This is a genomic window from Legionella adelaidensis (genome assembly GCF_900637865.1).
GTDB classification, from domain to species: Bacteria; Pseudomonadota; Gammaproteobacteria; order Legionellales; family Legionellaceae; genus Legionella_A; species Legionella_A adelaidensis.
In genome coordinates this window covers 57142-81738 of record NZ_LR134418.1, presented here as the reverse complement: position 1 = coordinate 81738, position 24597 = coordinate 57142, and the positions used below count along the sequence as shown (strand labels likewise).

The window sequence follows — 24597 nt, the reverse complement described above, 5'->3', positions numbered from 1 at the left end:
CAAAAGGGTTTTAATTAATTAGTTTACCAATTTTATCCCAGCGTACCATGTCAGTTTTACTATTCCAGCTCATCCAAACAATAAATGCTTTTCCGCGTAAATATTCATCGCCGACAAATCCCCAAAACCGACTATCAGCGCTATCATCTCTATTGTCCCCCATCATGAAATATTGTCCCGGGGGTACTTGAACTTCAAAATCGACTGCCGGTACATCCGGCCGAACATAAATATTATGTTCAACACCGTTTAATTTTTCACGGTATTTAGCAACTGCTTTCCCAGAACTTTCATCGGTAGTGTATTCAATAAAAGTTTGCGGCATTTCTTTGCCATTTATAGTTAATACTTTATTGTGGTAGACGATTTTATCGCCGGGAACTCCAATGACCCGCTTAATGTAATCGTAAGAGGGATCAGGCGGCCAACGAAAAACAGCAATTTCACCGCGCTTTGGATTAGCTACGGGGATAATTTTCTTTTCTAAAACAGGTAGACGAAAACCGTAAGCAAATTTATTAACCGCTAAAAAATCACCTACCAATAGGGTTGGTTCCAAGGAACCGGAAGGAATACGAAAGGGTTCAATTAAAAAGGAACGTAGCAGCAATACAATAAAAAAAATAGGGAAAAAAGAACGAGAGTATTCAATTATTTTTGCTGGCTTTTGGTTCGGCGCTCGTTTTTTTGACCAAAAAATAACATCTAATAAATAAATAACGCCACTTACAGCTGAGAGAATCACTAAAACTAATGCAAAATTCATTACCCCACCTATTTTTTTCTATCAGTTTGAAAAACGGCCATGAATGCTTCTTGGGGTATTTCAACATGCCCAACCTGCTTCATTCGCTTTTTCCCGGCTTTTTGTTTTTCTAAGAGTTTGCGTTTTCTGGTTACGTCGCCACCATAACATTTAGCAGTCACATTCTTTCTTAAGGCTTTAACCGTTTGCCTTGCGATAATATGGCTTCCTAATGCTGCTTGAATGGCTACATCAAACATTTGTCTTGGAATTAAATCACGCATTTTTTCCACTAAGGCTCTTCCGCGCGTATGAGACGTGCTCCGGTGAACAATCACGGCAAGCGCATCTACCTTGTCTCCATTGATGAGCACATCCATTTTTACTAAATCGGCTTCCTGAAACTTTAAAAAGTTATAATCTAATGAAGCATATCCCCGGCTTACTGATTTTAGGCGATCAAAGAAATCCGAGACCACCTCGCTCATAGGTAAATCATACGTTACGGAAACTTGACGCCCGCTGTAAGCCATATTTACTTGTGTACCACGGCGCTCTACACAAAGAGAAATGATTTGCCCTAAGTAATCCTGAGGGACCAGGATATTAGCGCGCACGATAGGCTCTAACATTTGTTTGATAATTTGCAGGGGAGGTAGTCGTGAAGGGTTATCAATCATTAAGGTTTCACCTTTGGTGGTGACTACTTGATAAATAACTGTAGGAGCGGTAGAGATAAGCTCTAAATTATATTCGCGTTCCAGGCGTTCCTGAATAATCTCCATATGTAACATACCCAGGAAACCACAACGGAAGCCAAAACCTAAAGCATCAGACGATTCAGGTTCATAGAATAGAGAAGCATCATTAAGACTGAGTTTTGCTAACGCCTCACGAAATGCTTCAAAATCATCAGAACTGATAGGAAAAAGACCAGCATATACTTGTGGTTTTACCCTTTGGAAACCGGGGAGAGCTTCTTGCGCCTGGTTCTTTTCTAAAGTAAGGGTATCTCCAACTGGAGCACCCTGGATTTCTTTAATGCCTGCCACTACATAACCTACTTCACCTGCCTGTAGCATTTTGCTTGGGGTGCGCTTTGGCGTAAAAATACCAACATCGCCTACATCATAGCTTCGCCCGGTTGACATGACGCGTAATTTATCCCCTTTTTGCAAGGAACCATTGACTATACGGACCAGGGAAACCACCCCCAGATAACTATCAAACCACGAATCAATAATTAGTGCTTGCAAAGGGGCGTCAACATTCCCTTGTGGAGGGGGAATACGGGCTACTAATGCTTCGAGTACGTCTTCCACACCCATTCCACTTTTAGCGCTAACGCGAATGGCATCATGTGCATCTAAACCAATAATGTCTTCAATCTCTGAAATGACTCTTTCTGGCTCTGCTTGGGGTAGATCAATTTTGTTGAGTACAGGTAATACCTCTAAATTTTGATCAATCGCTGTATAACAAACCGCCACCGTTTGGGCTTCTACTCCTTGCGCAGCATCAACCACTAAAATAGCCCCTTCGCAGGCGGCCAGCGACCGAGAAACTTCATAACTGAAATCTACATGACCTGGGGTATCGATAAAATTCAACAAGTAGGTTTTACCATCTTTAGCTTTATAATTTAAGGAGACGCTTTGCGCTTTAATCGTGATTCCACGTTCGCGCTCTATATCCATAGAATCTAAAACTTGCGCTTCCATTTCGCGATCGGATAAACCACCACAAATTTGAATAAAACGATCAGCTAAGGTGGACTTGCCGTGGTCAATGTGGGCAATGATGGAAAAATTACGAATGCGGCTTAAATCGCTCAACTTTGAAAACCTGTGAATAAAATTGCGGCTATTTTAACGTAATTATTGCGAAGAGGGTAGGGAGGGAGTGGGGAAAGGTATTGTCCAGGGTTGGGCTGGATTTTACAAACACGCATAAAGCCATCCTGACGCTCTCAGACGCCATCCTTGGCGTCTTAAGGTTTGTAAAATCCAGCCCAACCCTGGACAATACCATCTAGTGTAAAGTGGTTGTTGCAAATTAAATGAAATCCGGGGAAGATCCGGGATAATTTTTTTAAAAAGGATTCTCATGCGACGTGGTTTCTTGTTATTTATTACTTTTGCTTTTTCCTTGATGAGTACACAAATCTTTGCCGACTCAGATTTATTAAGAAAAAAAGAAGTACAATATTTTATTGCCTATATGGTTAAAAACCAGGGGTTTAATCGTAGTGAATTAGTGAATGTTTTACGCGAGTCGCAATACCAGCCTCAAATTATTGAGTCGATGGAAAAACCGTATGAGAAGAAGTCCTGGGATGTTTATAAAAATCTTTTTTTAACGCCACAACGTGTTGAAGCAGGGGTGGCTTATTGGCAGAAAAATAAAGAAGCGTTAGAGAAGGCCGAGAAACAATTTGGGGTACCTGCGCCTATTATCGTTGCCATTATTGGAGTAGAAACTTTATACGGACAGCGCCAAGGGGAATACAGAGTTTTAGACGCCTTAACTACCTTAGCTTTTTATTATCCTAAACGTGCACCTTTTTTTACCAAGGAATTAAAAGAGTATTTATTGCTGTGCCGTGAACAAAAAGTGTCCCCTACTTATTATATGGGTTCTTATGCCGGTGCGATTGGAAAACCACAGTTTATGCCGAGTAGTTACCGCTTTTATGCGGTGGATTTTACTGGAAATGGCAAACGCGATCTGATTAATGAAGATCGGGATGTTATTGGTAGTGTAGCGAATTTTTTTCATAAACATGGTTGGCAAAGTAATCAGGAAGTAGCGCAACCGGCAAAGGTTGTAGGGGACAGTTATAAAAAATTGCATACCAATACCAAAATGGCTAATTATAGTTTTAAACGCTTGGTAACGGCAGGTGTTCAGCCAACAACCGCCTTAAGCATACCTCCCGGAAAGGCAGGGATTATTGAATTAAATACGGAAAAGGGAGAGGAATATTGGGTGGCTTATCCTAATTTTTATGTAATAACCCGTTATAATAATAGCCCTCAATATGCATTAGTGGTCTATTTGTTAGCACAACAATTGCATAATCAATTGATTGCTGAGCAAAATAGTAACCAGCATAAATTTGGATAATTTTAAAAAGGATTGCGGGTGGCAACTTGTTTTTTATTTGTAAATCATTTTGATGAAAACAATTGCTTAAGCTTAAGAATCAACACACAGGGGCAAATTGATGCTCCTTTGTTGAGTCGCAGCCTTACTGAATTTAAAACATTACAAGAAAATCATAAAACCTGGATTATTCTTAATTCTGACCTGGCCAGTTTACATGAGGTAGAGTTGCCCTGGTTAGGCGAACGCAAGGCACGTTCGGCTATTCCTTATGCTTTAGAAGAAGAAGTTGCGCAAAATGTGTCTTCCTTGCACTTTGTTTTTGATAAAGCGCATTATCAAAATAATCGCTATCTTGTAGCTGTTTTAGATAAATCCTTTTTAACGGATTTAATCACGCAAATAGAAGAGCATGATATAGCATTCGACCTTATTACTCTTGATTGGTTTGGGCTAAAAAATGAAGAGGTATGTTTTACTCCAACTAATATTTTAGTTAATTCCCTTCTCTATAAAGGGGCTTTGAATAGGGAGCTAGCCGCTTATTTTTTTGATAAATTTAGCGAGAGGGCGGTTGAAAACCAGCCGAGCATTTTAGTTTTTAAAGATTCTATTTCCAGTGATTACCTGGCAGAAAAATTTGCAATCACACAAAGGAATGAGAGTTATTTTGTGTGGCTTGCTACCCGATTATTCTCCTCCAAACCACTTAATTTTTGTCAGGGAACTTTTGCTCGAAAGGATAAAGAGTCAAAAATCAGGTTGTGGTATTGGGTTGCCGGCGCAAGTTTCGGATTATTGGTCCTGACTACCTTAATCACCAATTTGGTGCAGTTATGGTTATTAAATAATGCGCATCAAAAAATTGATAAGCAGATTGCTGCTATTTATTATCAATTTTTTCCTGAGGCTAAGCAGGTGGTTAGTCCTCAATTCAGGATTAGCTCACTTTTAGAAAAAGGGAAAAAACAAACGGATGCTTTTTGGGAGTTACTTGGGATTTTTGCCGCGCAATTTAGAGGGACGGTTTTTAGTCTGGAACAAATTCGGTTTCAAAATAATGTGCTCTCCGTCACTTTATTGAGTAATGATTTTGCTGCATTAGAAGACCTTCAACTGCGTTTAAAAAATGCCGGGGTGCAGGTAATGCAGGCGCAGGCCTCCTCCCAAGATCAAAAAGTATTGGCCACCTTGGATATTACCTTATGAATGCTCTTCTCAATTACTGGCAAAACTTAAATGACCGAGAGCGCTTGATAACGTCCGTAGGTATAGTAGCGATAGTGATTTATCTTTTTTATGTACTAATCTACGCTCCTTTAAGTACGGCCATTGCTGAAAAAACCATTCAATTAAAAGAAAAAAAAGAAACATTAATTTGGATGCAACAAGCGCAAGTGGAGAGGCGAAAAGTAAAAAAACAACAAACGATAACTAATAGTCAATTACTCACATTACTTGCGCAACAACTCAAAACAAAAACATTTCAATCATTCCCTTTTAAACTTGAACAGACGGGCATTGGGGATATTCAACTTTCGTTTGAGCTCGTTCCATTTATAGATATTGTTAATTGGTTAAAACAATTGAGTGAGCGTTATGCGATTAGTATCAGGCAATTGACCATTGAAAAAACAGATAAACCCGGGTTGGTGAAAGTGTTGGTTTTTTTGGGGGCAAGGGATGAGAAATAGCAAGGAATCATTGGGCCTTGCGGCCCAGTTTACTCATTAATATTTCCCTGCACATTGCCCCAATTTTTTATCGTCGCATTGGCTTTCACATCCTCTGGTAAGCTATTGAGAGATTGTTGTGCAGCTTCATAACTGTTATAGCTTCCATACAGGCCTTTATAATATGACTGTCCATTTTTTTCATATTTTACTTGCCCTACATGCTCCGTTTTTGGAACTTTTTGTAATGTTTGGGCGACTTGGGATGCTTTTGCATCATCAGCTAACTCAATAGTATATCCTTGCGGGCTTTGACTTGTAGCCCAATTGCGATCTTGGTCTTTATGAGAGACAGGAGAGCGCATTGGACCTACGTGATAAGTATCAGGAACTTCTACGCCTTTTTTAACCATGTCGGGTTCTGGCGCTGAATAATAGCGATAATTAGAGTAAGTATCATAACTTTCTGGATATAAAGGCTCACTTTTGTATACATACGATTGATAATTCATATACCCGTTGGGATTATAACTGGTACAGGCAGAGAGCGTTGCGGCACAAAGGAAAAATCCAATGGCGTTTGGGAGTTTCTTGGATTTGCCTAACATACTCTCCTCCTGATTTTGTCCTGCTTCTTCCTTTATCTGCAGGTTAATAAAAAACTTTAGGGTTTTAACCTAATTCGGCAGATGAATCTACTATAAGAGCCTACTGCACTGAAGATTAGTCTCTCCTCGGTACGATGCAACTGCCGAATTTAGGTTAAAAATTCCTTGACAGTGCTAAGCGGCATAATTAAACTTCGGTTCTCTCTTAAGGGGTTATAGCTCAGCTGGGAGAGCGCTTGCATGGCATGCAAGAGGTCGGCGGTTCGATCCCGCCTAGCTCCACCATCGTAAGATGGAAAAGATCCTAAGGTCCCCATCGTCTAGAGGCCTAGGACATCGCCCTTTCACGGCGGTAACGGGGGTTCGAATCCCCCTGGGGACGCCATTTTTGTGTTATACTGCTGCATATAGCAGAAAAAGATCCTGAGGTCCCCATCGTCTAGAGGCCTAGGACATCGCCCTTTCACGGCGGTAACAGGGGTTCGAATCCCCTTGGGGACGCCAATATCCTATAATCTTTCAAAAATAGTACGGGTATTAAAACCAAACAATCTTTCGTGCATGCGGTAAGCGTATTCATCCGTCATATTAGCAATATAATCGCAAATAATGCGCATAGCCTCGTTATCAGTTGTTGCTTCGCTATATAATTTTCGGTTTTTATTGTCTAAAAGGCTGGTAGGGTTTGAGCTAATTGCTTCAAATAATCGTAAAACTACGGTTTGGCCACCATACTCAAACGTTCGAGCTTCTTGCGAATCAATAACATTTTGGTAAATACATTGCGTTAAGAAATCTAATAGGGCACGGGATTCTGGTAGTAATACTAAATTATATTTTAAAAGTGTATTTTCGAACGCTTTATGGGTTTCTTTAATTTCTATAGCAGTGATAAAGTAATTAACCATCTCTCCAATTGCTTGTTTACGCTGAAATATTTCTGGAGAAAAAAGTAAGTCGATAATTTGTCCTCCATTAGCGCCTAACGGGGTAGCGGATAAAAGGTTCCTAAAATGGGAGGTATCTACGTGACTGCGATTTATAAGACGTAAATGAATAGCATCTTCTAAATCATGGACCCCATAAGCAATGTCGTCGGCAATGTCCATGACGGAGCAATCAAAACTATGGTAAAGCGCTTTACCGTGATGCTTGCCGTTGGGGGTTTCCGCTAATGATTGAAAAATTTTACAATCTGATGCAGAAAATGGAGATAAAAGCCAATCTACCTCTTGTTGTTCACTATCGAAATAAGCTTTAGGAGGTAACCAATCATTAATACGGATAATTTTACTCTTAGGTGTAGGAATTTCCGGGGCAGCTACAGCAGACCAGGGAACAGGGTATTTAAGAGTGCCTAGTAGGGCCCTTCTAGTCAAATCCAAACCAAAGTGGCCATAACTATTTTCTACTTTCGTTAACAAGCGTAAAGTTTGCCCGTTTCCTTCAAATCCTCCATGCTCGCGCATCATATAGTTCAGTGCCACTTCCCCGCCATGGCCAAATGGAGGATGGCCAATATCATGGAGCAGGCAAATTACACTAATTAAATCATCATTAGGAAGCAACTCACTTAAAGCATCATTCTGGACATGAAAATTAAGGTGACGAATTAAGCTTCTTCCTATCGAAGCTACTTCTAGAGAGTGAGTTAAACGGGTGCGATGAAAATCTCCTTCGTCAGTTCCTAAGATTTGCGTTTTTCTTTGTAAACGACGAAAGGCAGGACAATGAATGACTCGCGTTCTATCACGTTCGTAAGGGTCGCGATGATCAAGGCTGCCTCTTTGGTTAGTTTGTCCGGAACGTCGGCTTGTCCACATACATGCATCCTAAGCGTTTATAAGGGGCTTTTATTGCCCCTTTGATGACAATTAAAAACCACGCCCATGCCCATGAGGGTGACCAAGATGATCGTGACCATGACTATGACTATCAGTAGAATAGGGCGGTGGAGCAGTATGCCCATGATGATGGGCTGATTGTGGGAGATGGCCATGGGTATGAGTAAAACTTTGTGGTTGAGCAGGCACATGAGCCTGATAGGTGGCAGGATAAACCGGCACAGAAGTGAATGAGAAAAACCCTTGCCGTGGGCGATTCGCTACATACACTGGTTCACTATGCCGACAAGCATAGATAGCCAAAGCTAAAATACCCGCCGTTAATAGTAACCCGCCACCCAATACAACCAAAGTTGAGAGAAGTATACTGTGATTAATGACAACAGCAGAAGCCATTAAACCGGCATTTGTTTTTGCGGTTAAGGCCAAATAAGCGGCTGCTGCTAGAAGAGTCGTGGAAACTCCAATGATGCACTTTAATAAAAAAGAATAATTGGTTTGATGGGCCGGGTGTCTTTTAGCTATATCTGTTCGCATGCACTTCCCCTTTTAAAAAGGGGAAGTATACATAAAACTGATAAAATTTGGAAAAAGTACTTCCTGGTTGACTAGCAACCAGGCTACTCAGGGGAAAGTAATTGGCGGGCAACAGGTTCGTTTATGAATCAATCCTGGAATAAAGAGTGTGTAAAAGATGTAAGAGGTTATCCGCTTGGTTACCGAAGGCGTCTAATGTAGCTATGGTGTCCTGATGTAAGTTTTTTATTAATTGCCGTAGCTCCTTTTGCGAGTAAATAGAAGCGAAGGTTAATTTCTGATTCACCAAATCAGAGGCGCGGTCTTTTCCTAGGCTGATACTACAATAGCGATCCAGATAATCATCTTCCATTTGGAATAATAAACCTAAATGTTCAGCGAAGGAATTTAAAGCACTTTCCTTTTCCTCATCGACACGGGCCGCTGCAATTACCATCTTTATGCAGGCAATTATGAGCTTACCTGTTTTTAGCATATGAATATCGCAGAGGGTAGACTCAGAAATGCTGGGTTTTACGAGTTCTGTTAAATCGAGACTTTGTCCACTAACCATACCGGCGAAACCACTGGCACTGAGTAAAATTTGGGCTAGATGGATAACTTTTCCAGCAGGAAGGAAAGCAGTTAATTTAGCAAGCAAACACTCAATAGCCATGGCTTGCATTCCATCTCCTACCAAGATGGCGGTAGCTTCATCAAAATAGCGATGGCAGCTCGGTTTCCCTCGACGAAAGTCATCATTATCCATGGAGGGTAAATCATCATGGACTAAGGAGTAGCAATGGGTTAATTCAATTGCTGCGGCAATATTATCTAAAATGTCGATAGGTACTTCTAATATTTCACCGCAAAGATAGACTAGCAGGGGGCGGATACGTTTCCCACCGGGAAAAAGTGCATAGTTAATTGCTTCTTTTATGCGTTGCGCTGGCACATATATTTCGTCTATTAAATTGAGGAGAACTTTTTCTTGACGGTCTAGATAGTAACTGAAGGGGTCATGACTCATTCGTACTTCCAATAGGACCCTTGGCAGCCGAGAGAATTTCGATCTTTTGTTCTGCTTGACTTAATACTTCCTGGCATTTTCTTGCAAGAGTAATACCTTTCTCAAACTGCTTTAAAGAATCCTCTAGAGGTAAATCCCCTTTTTCCAATTGCTTAACAATATCTTCAAGTTCAGCAATAGAATTCTCAAAATGAATAGTCTCGCTCATGGGTGTATATTTCTCTGAAAAATGTAGGAATTATACCCAAGATACTGCAAAATGCTAGGTTTTGAACGATTCGATTTTTGTGTCTGGGAAATTAAAAAAGAGGAGTAATAGTAGGCTATTGGCAGTCTTTTTTAATTTCTCAGAAGTAGGTTGGGCCGGCAGGCCCAACAAACCCATGGTACATAGATTATTGGACCTAGGCTCAACAGAGGTATAAGGAAAATTGGTGAAAGTAAAAACAAATTTTGTTTGTAGTGCATGTGGGGCTGTTTTTTCTCAATGGGCCGGGCAATGCACCCAGTGTGGGGCTTGGAATGCGATTAGTGAGGAAAGTGTTAGTAACCCCAAGAATATCCGGGTAGGAAATTATGCTAATCAGCGTTCAAGCGTGACTTTTCTGGAGGATGTTATTTTAGATGCCGAAGTAAGAATGGACTCCGGGGTATCGGAACTAAATCGCGTTTTAGGCGGCGGATTAGTTGAGGGCTCTGTAGTATTAATTGGAGGGGACCCGGGAATTGGGAAATCTACATTGTTATTACAAACCTTGGCGAATCTCTCGGAAAAACAAAAAGTACTGTATGTCACCGGCGAGGAATCGTTACAGCAAGTAGCTATGCGGGCGAAACGTTTACAGCTCAACATAGGTAATTTGCGTTTATTAGCCGAGACCCAGGTAGAGGCGATTATCCATCATGCGCAAAAAGAAGCTCCTAAAATTATGGTCATTGATTCCATCCAAACCATTTTTACCGAAGCGATAACTTCAGCTCCCGGCGGAGTGAGCCAGGTTCGGGAGTCGGCTGCACAGTTAGTACGTTATGCCAAAATGACGCAAACCGCCGTATTTTTAGTGGGGCATGTAACTAAAGAAGGAGCGCTTGCCGGGCCGCGCGTTCTCGAGCATATGGTGGATTGTGTGCTTTATTTTGAAGGCCAAAGCGATAGCCGTTTTCGTGTTATTCGTGCCATTAAAAATCGTTTTGGGGCTGTGAATGAATTAGGGATTTTTGCTATGACAGACCGTGGGTTGAAAGAAGTTTCAAACCCCTCCGCCATTTTTCTTTCAAGACAACCCGATCCGACTCCTGGGAGTGTAGTAATGGTGACATGGGAAGGCTCCCGGCCCATGTTAGTTGAAGTGCAAGCACTGGTTGATGAATCACACGGGCAACAAGCGAAACGAATAACTGCCGGGCTAGACAATAGTCGCATTGCTATACTCCTTGCTGTTTTACATAGGCATGGAGGTATAGCAACGTTTGATCAAGACGTATTTCTAAATGTTGTAGGCGGAGTCAAAGTCACAGAAACCGCTAGTGATTTAGCCTTAATTGTCGCGGTCGTATCCAGTCTCAAGAACCGAGTTTTTGAAAATGAAACGATTGTATTTGGCGAAATCGGTTTAGCGGGAGAGATACGTCCGGTACAAAGTGGGCAAGAGCGTTTAAAAGAGGCAGCCAAGCATGGATTTAAAAAAGCCATCGTTCCTTTTGCAAATGCTCCTAAACAAGATATAGGTATTGAAGTGATCGCTGTTAAGCATTTGCAGGAGGTCTTGAATTTAATCTAACCAAGCGGGTGCGAACAGAAAAAAAATTCTCCGCTCCCGCACGGTCGTAGCTCGGATAGATTGAATAACCGCCGCGCACGTTAGCAAGGAGATTATTGGGTTGATTCCTGGGATTTTGGTTTCACAATAATCGCATCACTGACTTCAGAAAAGCCTGGTACGTGTAGGTGAAAAGAATCTATCTTGGCATAGAGCTGGCTTGAGCTGCCGCCATCGAGATTAAGAGCATCCTCACAGTGGAGTTGATTGTGCATTAATTCCGCTAATGCGGTTGTGGTCATTGGAAAATGTTCTGTGACTAAAATAATTACATTCCCCTCTTTATCAATCCCGAGCGCAGAACGCTCAGCTACTCCCGTTTTTAAAGAAGGAATTTTACCTTTTATTAATAATCGGGGACCGCTTTGTAAGGCGAAATCAATGGATTTGTCTGCTTTAAAGCGGGTTACATTGGATATAGAAGGTTGTTGGTTTTTAATATAAAAAATTCCCCACCAACTAATGTTTTTTATTGGGTTATGTTGATTATGATGACTTAAACGTAAGCCTAAAGGTTGGTGATCCTGATCAAAAAATCCCCCATTTAAAGTGATTAATGCCTTACTATGTTCGGAGAAATCTTTTGCCGAGGCGTATTTTTTAGCAAGTTTTTTTGCCATGACCAGGTCTAATTCATTTTTCTCTAAATTAATACGAAAAACATGGATATGAGACCAGGGAGACAGCGTATTTTTATTAATGTCTTTATACTCGACCCCGGGAGCCAGGGTTTTCCAGTTCTTGGCAAGCGCAGGCAGACCTATAGCGATTAAAATAATCACAGGTAAGATAAATAGCTTTAGTATTTTCTTGATTCTATCCTTGAATACGGCTTGCCTTGGCATTTTATTCTTGTATCCTTGTTACAATTTAAATTTTTTATTGGAATGTCATGCAAACTCTTTCGCAAAATACCAATAGATCTGAGCCTAAGTCAACTAAGGAATTGGTTGAGATTATGCACCAAGTTTTAAATTTGGCCAAAAAACAGGGCGCAACAGATGCTTCTGTGGCAGTTAACCATGATAGTGGGTTTTCTGTAGACGTGCGCATGGGTGAAGTAGAGACGGTTGCTTTTAGTGAAGATAAAGGGGTAAGCGTAACGGTATTTTTTGGCCACAGAAAAGGTTCTGCCAGCAGTACAGATACTTCAGAAAAAGCATTAAACAGCATGATTGCCCATGCTTGCGATATTGCTAAAGTAAGTGCTGTTGACCCTTGTTCTGGTCTTGCTGATAAAGAATTAATGACCAATGCTTATCCTGATCTTGCGCTGTATCATCCTTGGAATATTTCTCCGCCCGACGCCATTGAGAAAGCTATCCAGTGTGAAAAACAAGCCTTAGCTTCGGACAAGCGTATTGTTAACTCGGATGGTTGCAACATCGCTACTTATAATTTTTCCCATGGTTATGCTAATAGTCATGGAGCCTTAGGTATAATTGACAATACCAGGCATAGCATCAGCTGCTCTTTAATTGCTGCAGAAGGTGAGGCAATGCAACGCGATTATGATTACACCACTACACGTAATCCGGAAGATTTAATGGACATCGCGATATTAGCAAATAGTGCGGCTTCCCGTACTACGAGTCGTTTAGGGGCAAAAAAGTTAAAAACCCAAAAAGTGCCGGTTATTTTTTCCTCCCGGTTGTCTCATGGAATTCTTTCCAGCTTTATCAATGCAATTAGCGGAGCTAATTTATACCGCAAAAATTCTTTTCTTCTTGATTACCTTGGTAAACAAATATTCCCCCAATGGGTACGCATTTATGAACAACCACATCTTTTAGGAGCATTAGGTAGCGCACCATTCGATGGAGAAGGCGTTCCCACACGTAATAATGTTTTTGTTACTGAAGGCACGCTGCAACAATATGTTTTGGGAAGCTATTCTGCCAGGAAATTGGGCTTAAAAACCACGGCAAATAGCGGCGGGGTATTTAATTTAACAATAGACCCTAACAGTGGTGATTTACCGCAACTTCTAAAACAAATGGACACGGGGCTCCTGGTAACAGAATTAATGGGCCAAGGTGTAAATGGTTTAACAGGAGATTACTCTCGGGGAGCGGCAGGTTTTTGGGTAGAGAAAGGCCAAATCCAATTTCCGGTAGAGGAAATTACGATAGCTGGAAATCTTAAAAATATGTTCCGCAACATTATAGCAGTGGGAACAGATATTAATCCCAATGTGGCTACCCGTTGCGGTTCAATTTTAATAGAAGAAATGATGCTTGCTGGTAATTAATTCTTATCGCGAAAGGTTATACGACCTTTGGTTAGATCATAGGGAGTTAATTCGACACGTACTTTATCACCTGTAAGAATACGGATATAGTTTTTACGCATTCTACCGGAAATATGTGCGGTAACAATGTGACCATTTTCCAATTGTACTCTAAACATAGTGTTAGGAAGGGTGTCAATAACCGTCCCTTGCATCTCTAAATGATCTTCTTTTGCCAATCGGTCTCTCAAAAAATATTAAAGCGCTGATCGTGCCCTAAAATAAAGAAAATGGCAATTGGGATATGGATCAGAACGAGTATGTTTTTAATGATAGTATATTTTTTGCTCTACTAAATCAGATATTATACATTTTTATAAAAAGAGATTAAAGTTTTTCTTCCTTAAATAGAAAAAGTAGTGGAAGTGCTCAAATAAATTTTTGCCAGGAGCCTTCAATAGTTGGATGTTGCAGGGAGTGTTTAAGTTTTTCCAGAAACGCTACCCTGCTAATTTTTATTCCGCCCAGGCTTTGCAAGTGCGTAGTGGGCAGTTGGCAGTCGATAAAATCAAATTGCAGACGTTGAGTGATTTTACAAAGAAAATACATTGCTAGCTTGGAGGTATTTGGCATCATATGAAACATAGATTCACCAAAAAAAGCGTTACCTAAGCTAATTCCATATAAACCGCCGACTAATTGGTTTTCAAACCATATTTCCACAGAATGCGCAAAGCCTAGTTGATGTAATTGATGATACGCATCCTGCATTTCTTGCGTTATCCACGTTGCATTTTCTCTTTTTCCCGTAGTGGCGCAAGCAGTAATAACTTCACCAAAGGCTTTGTCTAGTGTGCATTCAAAGGGTTTTTTTAGCATTTTACGTAAACTATGGGATAGCTGAAATTGATCGGGATATAAAATCATACGAGGATCAGGAGACCACCATAATATGGGAACGCCTTCTTCATACCAGGGGAAAATGCCTGAGCCGTATGCCGCTAATAAACGTGCTGGAGATAAATCTCCCCCAATAGCAAGTAATCCCTCTTCGTTTGCTGTATTCGGATCGGGAAAGGTGAGATCGTTTGAATCTAAAATGGTTGGTTTAATAGTATTCACTATGGTTTTGTAAATAGTAAAATCGTAGCCTTGATGTAGCGTAGCAAAAATTAAGATTTTCCTTCGCAATTACATACTATTCCTTGATTACGCTTGCGCTACATCTGGGCTATTTTTCTGAAAGATCGATCGGCTCATTTCCACAGAACTCTCGGTATTGTTCAAGGTTGGGCTGGTTTTTTACAAACCTTCAGACGCCAAGGATGGCGTCTGAGAGCGCCAGGATGGCTTTATGCGTGTTTGTAAAAACCCAGCCAACCTTGGACAATACCCTCCCAGAACCACAATAAGTCAATCTCTCTCAGGCTTAATGACTATCTAAATATTTTTCCGCATCTAAAGCGGCCATACACCCAAAACCCGCTGAAGTGATTGCTTGACGGTATACATGATCCGCTACGTCACCGCAGGCAAATACGCCGGGAATGTTGGTTGCAGTGGCCATACCCTCTAATCCCGAGCGAATTTGAATGTAGCCGTCTTTCATATCTAACTGATCTTTGAATAGTTCGGTATTAGGAGTATGCCCTATGGCGATAAAGATACCGTCAACAGAGAGTTCCGTTTTTTCTTGGGTGCGTACATCTATCAAACGCGCTCCCGTCACTTTCATGCCATCGCCCAACACTTCTTCTAAAGTGTGGTGCCAAAGAAGGCGAATATTTCCATTGCGTTCTTTTTCAAATAATTTATCTTGCAGAATTTTTTCTGCGCGTAAAGAGTCGCGGCGATGAATTAAGGTTACTTTCGAGGCGATGTTAGATAAATACAAAGCTTCCTCAACAGCGGTATTTCCCCCACCGATAACACAGACTTCAAGGTTGCGGTAAAAGAAGCCATCACAGGTAGCACAAGCAGAAACTCCTCTCCCTTGATAGGCCTTTTCAGACTCTAAACCTAAATAACGGGCAGAAGCACCGGTGGCAATAATTAATGCATCACAAGTGTATACTTCCGAATCGCCTTTTAAAACAAACGGTTTTTTATCTAAATTAGCTTCCACGATGTGATCAAAGATCACTTGCGTTTCAAACCGTTCAGCATGGGCTTGCATACGCTCCATAAGTGCGGGGCCTTGTAAACCTTCTACGTCGCCCGGCCAATTATCTACTTCCGTGGTGGTCGTTAGTTGGCCGCCTGGTTGCATTCCCGTTAGAAGGACCGGTTTAAGATTTGCTCTTGCTGCGTAAACTGCCGCTGTGTAACCTGCAGGGCCTGAGCCTAAAATGATTAATCGATGATGGTTGCTCATTATCAAAAAAATTTATGTTAAGATGGTGGGAGTATGATAATACACTTGCTTTAAAATACCTATGACAAAACAACAATCCGGGAGTCAGGCGGGAGCTCCTAAAACAGTCGTGCCTAATTTTTTTCTAAAACGTATTAGCGAAGGCAGTTTTATTTTGGTTTTAACTGCCGCGCTGTTTATATTTTTTTCCTTACTTACCTATAGTCAGGCAGATCCTTCATGGACTCATCCGTATAACCCACAAGGGGAAATCGCCAATGCTGGAGGGCAAGTAGGTGCTTATATCGCGGATACGCTTTATTTCCTTTTTGGTTTCCTCGCGTATTTATTACCAGGGTATTTTATTCTGCTGTCGTGGGTTGTTTTGCATGATCAGCGCACAATAGGCAAAAGCAATAAGGCGATGTTGTCACTTCGACTTGCAGGGTTAGTTCTCTTGCTTTGCGGTGGCTGTGGTTTATTAGCGTTCGAATTTCAAGGAAGCCAGCTTTCTATTGCGCGAGCGGGAGGAGTTCTGGGGCACTATCTTGCTTTGTTTTTTAGTTACACCTTAAATATGCAAGGAGCTACTTTACTCTTTTTAGCTTTGTTCTTAGTAGGAGTGACTTGGTTGACCGGTCTCTCCTGGATTTTTGTTACTGAAAAAATTGGCCTTTATTCCCTGCGTTTCTTTCATTTTACGCTGAGAAATTTTGCATGGTTAAAGGAAAAAACCAGTGCTAGCTTGGCAAGATATAATCAAGCTAGCAGTAAAAAGACACCCGCGCGAACGCATGTGCCCAGTTTAGCTCCTTTGACAGAAGTATCGAGAGCACGAAAAGAAAAAAATATTCCTAAAATTACAGTGGAAGAACCCATTTCCGTTGCTCCACGTAAGCCTAAAAGTGAGCAGGCTAAGGTGGCTTCCATGGGTGGTTTGCCCTCTTTGGATTTATTGAATAAAGGGAAACCAGGAAAGCCTATGGGAGGGTATTCTCATCAAGAATTGGAGCAACTTTCCCGAGACGTAGAGCAACATTTATTAGATTTTGGAATTCAAGCCGATGTAGTCTCGGTACACCCAGGACCCGTTATCACCCGGTTTGAATTGCAGTTAGCCGCGGGGATAAAAGTTAGTAAATTAACAGCACTGGCGAAAGATTTAGCGCGCTCCCTCTCGGTAACAAGCGTTCGTGTTGTTGAAATTATCCCTGGGAAAACGGTTGTGGGCATTGAATTGCCTAATCAAGACCGCGCGATGGTTTCTTTATCGGATGTGCTCTCAGCAGAGGTGTATCAGTCAGCCCATTCGCCTCTCTCCTTAGCTTTGGGAGTAGATATAGCGGGACATCCCATGGTAGTAGATTTGGCAAAAATGCCGCATTTGCTGGTAGCCGGAACCACAGGTTCAGGAAAATCAGTAGGTATAAATGCCATGATTTTAAGTTTACTTTTTAAAGCGACCCCTGAACAAGTGCGTCTAATCATGGTGGATCCCAAGATGTTGGAATTATCCATATATGATGGTATTCCTCATTTATTAACGCCTGTTGTTACCGACATGAAAGAAGCTGCCAGCGCTTTACGTTGGTGTGTTGCGGAAATGGAACGACGGTATAAATTAATGGCAGCTTTAGGTGTCCGAAATTTAGCCGGTTTTAATACCAAAATTGCCGATGCAAAAGCACAAGGAAATCCACTGCAAGACCCGCATTGGAAACCTACCGACAGTATGGATAACGAAGCTCCGGTATTAGAGCAACTTCCTTATGTAGTAGTGGTAATTGATGAATTAGCCGACATGATGATGGTGGTAGGTAAAAAAGTCGAGCAGCTTATCGCAAGAATCGCACAAAAAGCACGAGCAGCTGGAATCCATCTTATCCTTGCTACTCAAAGACCTTCTGTGGATGTATTAACTGGATTAATTAAATCCAATATTCCAACGCGTATTTCTTTCCAGGTTTCCTCAAAAATCGATTCGCGGACCATTTTGGATCAACAAGGTGCAGAACAGTTATTAGGGCATGGAGATATGTTATTCTTAGCTCCTGGAACAGGAGCGCCGTTACGAGTACATGGTGCGTTTGTTGATGATCAGGAAGTTCACCGGGTGGCTGATGATTGGCGAACACGAGGGGAGCCTGAATACATTGATGAGATTACCCAAAACTTTGCTGACAATATGGATGGTGGATTTGGGGGTGAAGAGTCTCAAGAGACGGAAGAGAGTGATAATTTGTATGATCAAGCTGTGGAGTTTGTCGTTCAAACCCGCAAAGCTAGTATTTCTGCGGTGCAAAGACGTTTTAAGATAGGCTATAACCGCGCTGCCCGGTTAATTGAAGAAATGGAACGCACCGGTGTCTTGGGACCGCTAGAGGGCGGTATGAGAGAAGTGCTGGTTTCGACAATGTCTGATGACTAAGGGAGAGAAAATGAAAAAAATAGTATTGGGTAGTTTTTTATTGCTTTCGCAATTTTGTTTTGCGGAGGATGCCGCAGTTAAGGTGCAAGATAAATTAAATGCGATACGGACTATGAGCGCTAGTTTTTCTCAAGTAGTAAAGGCTAAGAAAAAACAAGTCTCTCGTTCTTCAGGAACCATGGCTTTATCCAGGCCAGGAAAATTTCGCTGGCAGACTAAAAGTCCTATGCCGCAATTAGTAGTGGCTGATGGGAACCGTTTGTGGGTTTATGATGTCGATTTAGAACAAGTGACAGTTAAAAAACAACAAAAAGGTATAGGTGGGACTGCAGGTCTTTTTTTAAGCGGGTATGACGATACGGTTAATAGAGATTTTAATGTTACTGAATCCAGCAAAGGAAATTTAGAATATTTCGATTTAAAAGCCAAATCAAGTAAGGCTAATTTTCAACGCGTAAAATTAATTTTTGAAGGAGAAACCTTAAAAGGGATGGAATTATTTGATCAATTAGGGCAGCACACGCATGTGACGTTAAGTAACATTAAAACGAACCCTTCTTTATCATCCAGTCTCTTTAAATTTAAGGCACCCAAAGGGGTAGATGTGGTTCAGCAATGACATCCCCTCTCCCTCCCCCTCTCGCTGAATTATTAAGGCCGACCACCTTAAATGAGGTAATCGGCCAATCGCACCTTTTGGGGCCAGGAAAACCATTGCGTTTAGCTTTTGAGTCGGGAAAGTTGCATTCCATGATTCTTTGGGGTCCCCCGGGAGTAGGCAAGACTACCATTGCCAAGTTAACCGCTAATACTTTCGATTGTGAATGGATTGCCTTATCTGCCGTTTTTTCGGGGGTAAAAGATATACGAGCGGCGGTTGAGGAAGCTAAAAATTATCAGGCCAAAAATAGGCATACTATTCTTTTTATTGATGAGATTCATCGCTTTAATAAAGCGCAACAAGATGCATTGCTCCCATATACGGAATCGGGTCTTATCACTTTTATAGGTGCGACAACCGAAAATCCTTCTTTTGAAGTCATTTCTGCTTTACTTTCCAGAGCGCAAGTGTATGTATTGAAACCGTTAACGGATAAAGAATTGCGAGAACTTTTAAAACGTGCACACACCAAAGTTCTCTCGCATCTCAATTTTGAAGAAGAAGCGATTAAAATGCTAATCTCCTATGCAGATGGAGATGCGCGTCGATTTTTAAACTTGTTAGAGCAAGTAAATACAGCGGCGCTTACCTTAGAGAAAACAGAAATTAACGCGGAATTTATTAATAATGTGCTTGTACAAAGTGGCCGGCGCTTTGATAAAGGCGGTGAAAATTTTTATGATCAAATTTCGGCTTTACATAAATCTGTACGCGGTTCTAGTCCTGATGCGGCTTTGTATTGGTTATGCAGGATGCTAGATGGCGGAGTGGATCCCAAATATCTTGCCAGGAGAATCATTCGTATGGCGTGGGAGGATATTGGCCTTGCCGATCCCCGTGCTCTTCAAATTGCCAATGATGCGGCCACAACGTATGAACGTTTAGGAACGCCGGAAGGAGAGTTAGCATTAGCGCAAGCGGTTATTTATTTGGCCACAGCAGCTAAAAGTAATGCCGGATATACTGCTTTTAATGAAGCCATGGCTTTTGTGAAAAAAGATAAATCACGGGAAGTACCGATTTATCTTCGCAATGCTCCGACTCATCTTATGAAAAAATTAGGTTATGGCGCAGCTTATCGTTATGCTCATGATGAGCCTTATGGTTATGCAGCAGATGTAAACTATTTTCCCGAAGGAATGTCTTCGCAGACTTGGTATAAGCCCGTTGACAGGGGTCTGGAGCTTAAAATTGCTGAAAGGCTTGCCTTCCTAAAACAACTAGACGAACAAGCACGTAAACGTGAATAAATATATTAAAAAAGTTTGGGTTCCTTTTGCAATTTTTATTATCCTTTTAGCGATCATTTTTAGTGTTTTTCGCGCATTAACACCTTGGGCTAAGCAATATAAGGGTGAAGTCGAGCAACATTTATCATTAATGTTAGGGCAACCCGTTTCTATTAAAACGATGGAGACCGGTTGGTACTGGTTTCAACCCGTTTTAAAGCTGGATAATGTTTCACTTTCTGATCAAACGCATCATAAAATTACTCTTAATAAGCTATTTATTGGCATTGATATTTTAAGCTCTCTGTGGCATTGGAGTTTGCAGCCCGGTCTTTTTTATGTTGATAAAGTAAATCTTACGATTAAGCAAACAGACAATGGCTGGGAAGTTGCGGGTTTTCAGACAAATCAAAGGATGACCCTTGATCCCAATACATATTATTTAGTAGCTAATTGGCTACTCGCACAAAAGAAAATAATTATAAAAGAAGTAAGTGCAACTGTTTACTTACAAAATGGGATGGTGCTTCCTTTAGATAATATTTTCTTAACCGCAAAAAATCATTATGGAAGATACAAACTTAAAGGAGCCGCACGGTTAAATCAAGCGCAACCGACCACAGTAACTTTTTTAGCGGACCTGGAAATCAACCCTGGTAACTGGAAAAAAATATTTGGAAATGTTTTTCTATCCTTAAAGAATTTTTATCCTGCCCAATGGCAAAGTTTTTACCCCCAACTTCCGCTTACAATAGAAAAAGGAGCGGCCAATGTAGATTTCTGGATAGACATTGAGAAAGGAAAAGTTGTTAATTTACAAAGTCAATTAAGTATTGCCAATTGGGTATGGACTAAACAAAACTCCACGGTAAAAAATACTATTTCTTCATTTATGGCTAATCTGGCCTGGCAGCCTCGCAAAGACGGGTGGCGCGTTACCGGCGATCATATTAGGTTAAAAACCCCCACCCAAGTGTGGCCGGAAAACTCTTTACTAATAGAATACCGGGTTTCCGAGGATTTTTATCGAATTTTTGTTGAAAAATTGTTGCTAAAACCTCTTTTGCAAGCCGATATTGCGTGGCCTGACAATCTGAAACCTTTTCTCAAAATAAATCCTGATGGCAACTTACTGTACAATCAAATTGAAATTAGAAATAGCCAGCCTACTTATGTATTAACCCAATTTGATAATTTGCATTGGCCACTAACCAAAGAAATTCCAGGCGTCAGTCATTTATCAGGCGTTCTTTATTGGCAACCTAATGAGGGAAGGGTGGAGATTTCCTCACAACATATGGCGTTAAAACCGCGAGCAAAACTTCCTCCCATAGTATTTAAAGAGATGAATACCATAGTAGACTGGAAAGAATTAAGTCATGGTACCCGTATTACTTTCGAGCGCTTGGTTATTGCCCATCCCGATTTAGTAATAAGTGGTGAAGGTGCTTGGGATAATCCTTCTGCACCCACTGGTGGATTATTGCGTTTGAGTGGTTCATTTTCTGCAACGAATGCCCAACAGTGGCTTCCCTACGTTCCAGCTAAATACATAAAACCAAAATTAAATACCTGGTTAAAAAATGACATTAAACGTATTGGGCAATTAAGTGGTGAAGTAAAGGTTAATGGGTTAGTAAATGATTTTCCCTTCGATATCTACCCAGGCGAATTTTCTATTAATACTTACTTACATGGCGTAGATTTAATTTTTAAAGAACAATGGCCTATCACCCGTAATATTGAAGGGTCTTTACAAGTAAATAAACGGATCTTGGAAGCCAACGTTATCAATGCCGAATTATTAAATATTTCGGCACATGAGATAAATTTACGTGTGGAAGATTTAGGTCAGAAAGATACTATGTATATTCATGGTAAAGTCGAAGCACCTGCAAACGCGGCACTTAATTATGTAACACATTCGCCATTGAATAAAATATTATCACGCCTCCAAACGCTTTCCATGGATGGATTATTGAATCTGGATTTGAAATTGGAAATTCCTCTTTATCCCGAAAACGATAAATTGTTAGCAAAAGGTTCGGTAACTTTTAATGACAACAACGTCGTGGTGCACCATCCAATAAATGATATTCCAGTCACTAATATCAACGGTATTTTACTTTTTGACCAAGATGGTGTAACCAATAGTGCTTTAGAAGCTGTTTTGATGGGTGATCCGGTTTCTTTACATGTACGTTCCGTTCGGAATAATCCACAACCTTATACAGAGTTGCAGATACTAGGGAATACCACCATTGAGGTTTTAAAAAACAAATTCAACTTTCCAATTTTTTCTTTCATGCAAGGACACTTAGCGTTAGAAGGAATAATCACCTTAACTGACGACCCGAATGATTTGGATCATATTAGAATAAACAGTGATCTGGAGGGTGTTGCTTTAAAGTTACCTCCTCCATTTAATAAAAATTTTACGGATAGAACCCCACTCTCGGTAGATGTTAACTTTAATCCAAAAAAAGCAGTGCATTTACAATTTAATTATAACAATCAACTGAGCAGCAATTTTTGGGTTGCCAGTAAGAAAAAAGGATATGTTTTAAAGAAAGGTGAAATTCATTTTGGCCCAGGGGATGCAAATTTACCCGAAGAAGACGGTATCGATATTACTGGGACATTACCGGTATTTGATTGGAATAAATGGACAAAAGTATTTGCGTCAATTCCCGAAGAAGGCCCTTCGCCATTAAAAGATAAGATTAAAACAATTGATGTGAGTATCCATTCTCTTCTTTTTAATCAAAATGAAATAAATGACATTGCCATTCAAGCAATTAAGAAAGGAGAGGCCAGTTGGGAAGTGGCAATCCAACAAAAAGCCATTGAAGGGCAGTTACTTTATCAAGGTAAAGAAAATAGCATTAATGGATCTATTAAACATTTAATACTTGAAAACTCCTTGGTTTCGAGTTCTGAAAAAAATAAAACCTTCATGGAGCTCTCACCTGATAAAATTCCCAATCTTTCTTTAACCATCGATGATTTTGTAGTGGGAAAAATGAACCTGGGTAGTGTAAATCTCGAAAGTAAAAGTACGGGTAATCGCTTGCAAATTGAAAGTTGTAAAATAGCCTCTCCGGCATACAGTATTAGCGTAAAAGGGAATTGGCTGAAAGAGGGTAAAATTAACCGTACCGACGTAGAAGCTACGATGAAAATAAAAGATTTGGGACAAACTTTAGTGCGTTGGGATATTTCCCCGGCTATTGAGGCAGAGAAAGGACAAATTTATTTTAAAGGTGGCTGGAGTGGCGGGGTTAATGCGTTTGCTTTAAAAAAATTAAATGGAGATTTGTATTTAGAATTAGAAGACGGGCGAATAACCCAACTAAGCCCCGACACCCAAAAAAAATTAGGTATGGGTAAACTACTCAGTATTTTGAGCTTACAAACGATACCAAGACGTCTAAAGCTGGATTTTAGCGATTTGGCAGATTCCGGGTATAGTTTTGATGAGTTAAAAGGTAACTTTGTAGTGAAAAATGGGGTAATGCATACGGAGGATAGTTATATAGATGGACCGGTGGCTTACGCAAGTATGGTCGGTGATTTGGATTTAGTCCAAAAGCTATATAATGTAGATTTGCGAGTGAATCCTCATATTACCGCAAGTCTTCCCGTTGTAGCGACTATTGCCGGTGGGCCTATCGCGGGCATAGCAACCTGGGTGGCGAGCAAAATTATCAATCGTAGCATGCAAAAAATTAGTGGGTATACTTATACGGTAACAGGGCCCTGGAAGGATCCCATAGTGCAACAAGTAAGTATTTTTAAAAGGGAAAGTTAATGTGGGCAACATTAATTAAAAAATATTGGCAAGTGACTATTTTTAAAGATTCTCCGGCTAATACCCCTCATTCTTTGCTTTTATTAGTTCTGGTTGCTTGTCTTTATTTGACTATAATGATTTTTCAATGGGAATGGTCGCATATTGAACTGCAGTTCACTTATTTAGGTGCCATTTTTGCGGCTATAGCATTAATAGTTTCTTATACGCTCTATACAGGTATTTTATTAAAGGCCCTCGGTGTTTATAACCGCTTTGTGCAAACTCTTACCTCTCTTTTTGCTTGCCATTTTATTATTCATATTTTTGCTATTCCATTACTATTATTCATGCCCGTGGTCTCCACTAATGGAGAGATTTCTTCTCCTCTGATGCTTTTAGGTATTCTTTATTTACTGGCTACGTTGATTTTAACGGCCTGGCAATTTATTCTCACAGTTTACATTTATAAGGAAGCTTTATCCCTTCCTTATTTTCCCGCTGTGCTTGCTAGCGTTGGGCTATTAGCAACTAATATTTTAACTATTTCTTTTTGGCGATAACT

The 24597-nt window shown here is 40.7% G+C and carries 21 protein-coding genes and 3 tRNA genes; 13 read left to right on the top strand and 11 right to left on the bottom strand.

The window, feature by feature from the left end; translation table 11 throughout:
• Window positions 1-10 precede the first annotated feature (10 nt).
• Window positions 11-766 (bottom strand): signal peptidase I, encoded by a 756-nt coding sequence (gene lepB / locus EL206_RS01520; RefSeq protein WP_058461244.1) that lies wholly within the window; start codon window positions 764-766, stop codon window positions 11-13.
• An 8-nt stretch (window positions 767-774) separates the two neighbouring features.
• Entirely contained in the window at window positions 775-2580 is a 1806-nt protein-coding gene (gene lepA / locus EL206_RS01515; RefSeq protein ID WP_058461245.1) for a translation elongation factor 4, read from the bottom strand.
• A 271-nt stretch (window positions 2581-2851) separates the two neighbouring features.
• Between lepA and mltB the strand changes: the two genes are divergently transcribed.
• From mltB to gspM, 3 genes are read left to right on the top strand one after another with little or no spacing between them, the layout of a single operon-like run.
• Complete coding sequence (gene mltB, locus EL206_RS01510; RefSeq protein WP_058461246.1) at window positions 2852-3871, top strand: lytic murein transglycosylase B; 1020 nt, start codon at window positions 2852-2854, stop codon at window positions 3869-3871.
• Window positions 3872-3889: 18 nt separating this feature from the next.
• Complete coding sequence (gspL, locus tag EL206_RS01505; protein WP_058461247.1) at window positions 3890-5059, top strand: type II secretion system protein GspL; 1170 nt, start codon at window positions 3890-3892, stop codon at window positions 5057-5059.
• Window positions 5056-5544, top strand: coding sequence for a type II secretion system protein GspM (gspM, locus tag EL206_RS01500; RefSeq protein WP_058461248.1), 489 nt, complete (start codon window positions 5056-5058; stop codon window positions 5542-5544). The genes gspL and gspM overlap by 4 nt, the downstream gene beginning before the upstream one ends.
• Before the next feature lie 29 nt (window positions 5545-5573).
• Here gspM and EL206_RS01495 read toward each other — a convergent pair whose 3' ends face one another.
• Window positions 5574-6131: an SPOR domain-containing protein gene (locus EL206_RS01495; RefSeq protein WP_058461249.1), complete on the bottom strand. Its 558-nt coding sequence runs from the start codon at window positions 6129-6131 to the stop codon at window positions 5574-5576.
• Between the two features lie 209 nt (window positions 6132-6340).
• Between EL206_RS01495 and EL206_RS01490 the strand changes: the two genes are divergently transcribed.
• The 3 genes from EL206_RS01490 to EL206_RS01480 all read left to right on the top strand — a co-directional run bounded on the left by EL206_RS01490 (window position 6341) and on the right by EL206_RS01480 (window position 6635).
• A tRNA-Ala gene (locus EL206_RS01490) sits at window positions 6341-6416 on the top strand.
• A gap of 24 nt (window positions 6417-6440) precedes the next feature.
• A tRNA-Glu gene (locus EL206_RS01485) sits at window positions 6441-6516 on the top strand.
• A 43-nt stretch (window positions 6517-6559) separates the two neighbouring features.
• Window positions 6560-6635: transfer RNA gene (locus EL206_RS01480), tRNA-Glu, on the top strand.
• Between the two features lie 5 nt (window positions 6636-6640).
• Here the strand turns inward: EL206_RS01480 and EL206_RS01475 are convergent.
• The 4 genes from EL206_RS01475 to EL206_RS01460 form a co-directional block, all read right to left on the bottom strand.
• Window positions 6641-7954 carry an anti-phage deoxyguanosine triphosphatase gene (locus tag EL206_RS01475; RefSeq protein ID WP_058461250.1) on the bottom strand — a complete coding sequence of 438 codons (1314 nt, stop codon included), beginning with the start codon at window positions 7952-7954 and terminating at the stop codon, window positions 6641-6643.
• 51 nt (window positions 7955-8005) lie between these two features.
• Window positions 8006-8512 (bottom strand): hypothetical protein, encoded by a 507-nt coding sequence (locus EL206_RS01470; RefSeq protein WP_058461251.1) that lies wholly within the window; start codon window positions 8510-8512, stop codon window positions 8006-8008.
• Window positions 8513-8633: 121 nt separating this feature from the next.
• On the bottom strand, window positions 8634-9521 hold the full coding sequence (locus EL206_RS01465) for a polyprenyl synthetase family protein (protein WP_058461252.1): 888 nt from the start codon (window positions 9519-9521) through the stop codon (window positions 8634-8636).
• Window positions 9511-9729 (bottom strand): exodeoxyribonuclease VII small subunit, encoded by a 219-nt coding sequence (locus EL206_RS01460; RefSeq protein WP_058461253.1) that lies wholly within the window; start codon window positions 9727-9729, stop codon window positions 9511-9513. The genes EL206_RS01465 and EL206_RS01460 overlap by 11 nt, the downstream gene beginning before the upstream one ends.
• A 223-nt stretch (window positions 9730-9952) precedes the next feature.
• Between EL206_RS01460 and radA the strand changes: the two genes are divergently transcribed.
• A complete protein-coding gene (gene radA / locus EL206_RS01455) occupies window positions 9953-11302 on the top strand; it encodes a DNA repair protein RadA (protein WP_058461254.1) in 1350 nt (449 codons plus the stop codon).
• Between the two features lie 92 nt (window positions 11303-11394).
• Here the strand turns inward: radA and EL206_RS01450 are convergent, their stop codons facing one another.
• Entirely contained in the window at window positions 11395-12123 is a 729-nt protein-coding gene (locus EL206_RS01450) for a phosphodiester glycosidase family protein (protein ID WP_232048499.1), read from the bottom strand.
• A gap of 110 nt (window positions 12124-12233) precedes the next feature.
• Between EL206_RS01450 and pmbA the strand changes: the two genes are divergently transcribed.
• The gene (gene pmbA / locus EL206_RS01445) at window positions 12234-13592 is read left to right on the top strand and encodes a metalloprotease PmbA (RefSeq protein ID WP_058461256.1); all 1359 of its coding nucleotides are present in this window, start codon (window positions 12234-12236) and stop codon (window positions 13590-13592) included.
• Here the strand turns inward: pmbA and infA are convergent.
• The 3 genes from infA to trxB all read right to left on the bottom strand — a co-directional run bounded on the left by infA (window position 13589) and on the right by trxB (window position 15945).
• Window positions 13589-13810 (bottom strand): translation initiation factor IF-1, encoded by a 222-nt coding sequence (gene infA, locus EL206_RS01440; protein WP_058461257.1) that lies wholly within the window; start codon window positions 13808-13810, stop codon window positions 13589-13591. The genes pmbA and infA overlap by 4 nt on opposite strands.
• A gap of 190 nt (window positions 13811-14000) precedes the next feature.
• Window positions 14001-14672, bottom strand: coding sequence for a leucyl/phenylalanyl-tRNA--protein transferase (gene aat, locus EL206_RS01435; protein WP_058462331.1), 672 nt, complete (start codon window positions 14670-14672; stop codon window positions 14001-14003).
• A gap of 328 nt (window positions 14673-15000) precedes the next feature.
• Window positions 15001-15945 (bottom strand): thioredoxin-disulfide reductase, encoded by a 945-nt coding sequence (gene trxB / locus EL206_RS01430; RefSeq protein WP_058461258.1) that lies wholly within the window; start codon window positions 15943-15945, stop codon window positions 15001-15003.
• 61 nt (window positions 15946-16006) lie between these two features.
• Between trxB and EL206_RS01425 the strand changes: the two genes are divergently transcribed.
• The 5 genes from EL206_RS01425 to EL206_RS01405 are packed head-to-tail and all read left to right on the top strand — an operon-like array spanning window position 16007 to window position 24595.
• The gene (locus EL206_RS01425) at window positions 16007-18352 is read left to right on the top strand and encodes a DNA translocase FtsK (protein ID WP_058461259.1); all 2346 of its coding nucleotides are present in this window, start codon (window positions 16007-16009) and stop codon (window positions 18350-18352) included.
• Window positions 18353-18362: 10 nt separating this feature from the next.
• A complete protein-coding gene (gene lolA, locus EL206_RS01420; protein ID WP_058461260.1) occupies window positions 18363-18971 on the top strand; it encodes an outer membrane lipoprotein periplasmic chaperone LolA in 609 nt (202 codons plus the stop codon).
• Window positions 18968-20263, top strand: coding sequence for a replication-associated recombination protein A (locus EL206_RS01415; protein ID WP_058461261.1), 1296 nt, complete (start codon window positions 18968-18970; stop codon window positions 20261-20263). The genes lolA and EL206_RS01415 overlap by 4 nt, the downstream gene beginning before the upstream one ends.
• Window positions 20256-24053 (top strand): YhdP family protein, encoded by a 3798-nt coding sequence (locus EL206_RS01410; RefSeq protein WP_058461262.1) that lies wholly within the window; start codon window positions 20256-20258, stop codon window positions 24051-24053. The genes EL206_RS01415 and EL206_RS01410 overlap by 8 nt, the downstream gene beginning before the upstream one ends.
• Window positions 24053-24595: a hypothetical protein gene (locus tag EL206_RS01405; RefSeq protein ID WP_058461263.1), complete on the top strand. Its 543-nt coding sequence runs from the start codon at window positions 24053-24055 to the stop codon at window positions 24593-24595. Before EL206_RS01410 ends, EL206_RS01405 begins: the two co-directional genes overlap by 1 nt.
• Window positions 24596-24597 lie beyond the last annotated feature (2 nt).

Excerpts from the sequence above, each read along its gene's own strand:
- EL206_RS01465 (WP_058461252.1), bottom strand. The coding sequence starts at position 9,521 with ATGAGTCATGACCCCTTCAGTTACTATCTAGACCGTCAAGAAAAAGTT.
- lolA (WP_058461260.1), top strand. The coding sequence starts at position 18,363 with ATGAAAAAAATAGTATTGGGTAGTTTTTTATTGCTTTCGCAATTTTGT.
- gspM (WP_058461248.1), top strand. The coding sequence starts at position 5,056 with ATGAATGCTCTTCTCAATTACTGGCAAAACTTAAATGACCGAGAGCGC.
- EL206_RS01495 (WP_058461249.1), bottom strand. The coding sequence starts at position 6,131 with ATGTTAGGCAAATCCAAGAAACTCCCAAACGCCATTGGATTTTTCCTT.
- lepB (WP_058461244.1), bottom strand. The coding sequence starts at position 766 with ATGAATTTTGCATTAGTTTTAGTGATTCTCTCAGCTGTAAGTGGCGTT.
- trxB (WP_058461258.1), bottom strand. The coding sequence starts at position 15,945 with ATGAGCAACCATCATCGATTAATCATTTTAGGCTCAGGCCCTGCAGGT.
- pmbA (WP_058461256.1), top strand. The coding sequence starts at position 12,234 with ATGCAAACTCTTTCGCAAAATACCAATAGATCTGAGCCTAAGTCAACT.
- EL206_RS01405 (WP_058461263.1), top strand. The coding sequence starts at position 24,053 with ATGTGGGCAACATTAATTAAAAAATATTGGCAAGTGACTATTTTTAAA.
- EL206_RS01415 (WP_058461261.1), top strand. The coding sequence starts at position 18,968 with ATGACATCCCCTCTCCCTCCCCCTCTCGCTGAATTATTAAGGCCGACC.
- EL206_RS01470 (WP_058461251.1), bottom strand. The coding sequence starts at position 8,512 with ATGCGAACAGATATAGCTAAAAGACACCCGGCCCATCAAACCAATTAT.
- EL206_RS01425 (WP_058461259.1), top strand. The coding sequence starts at position 16,007 with ATGACAAAACAACAATCCGGGAGTCAGGCGGGAGCTCCTAAAACAGTC.
- EL206_RS01475 (WP_058461250.1), bottom strand. The coding sequence starts at position 7,954 with ATGTGGACAAGCCGACGTTCCGGACAAACTAACCAAAGAGGCAGCCTT.
- mltB (WP_058461246.1), top strand. The coding sequence starts at position 2,852 with ATGCGACGTGGTTTCTTGTTATTTATTACTTTTGCTTTTTCCTTGATG.
- EL206_RS01460 (WP_058461253.1), bottom strand. The coding sequence starts at position 9,729 with ATGAGCGAGACTATTCATTTTGAGAATTCTATTGCTGAACTTGAAGAT.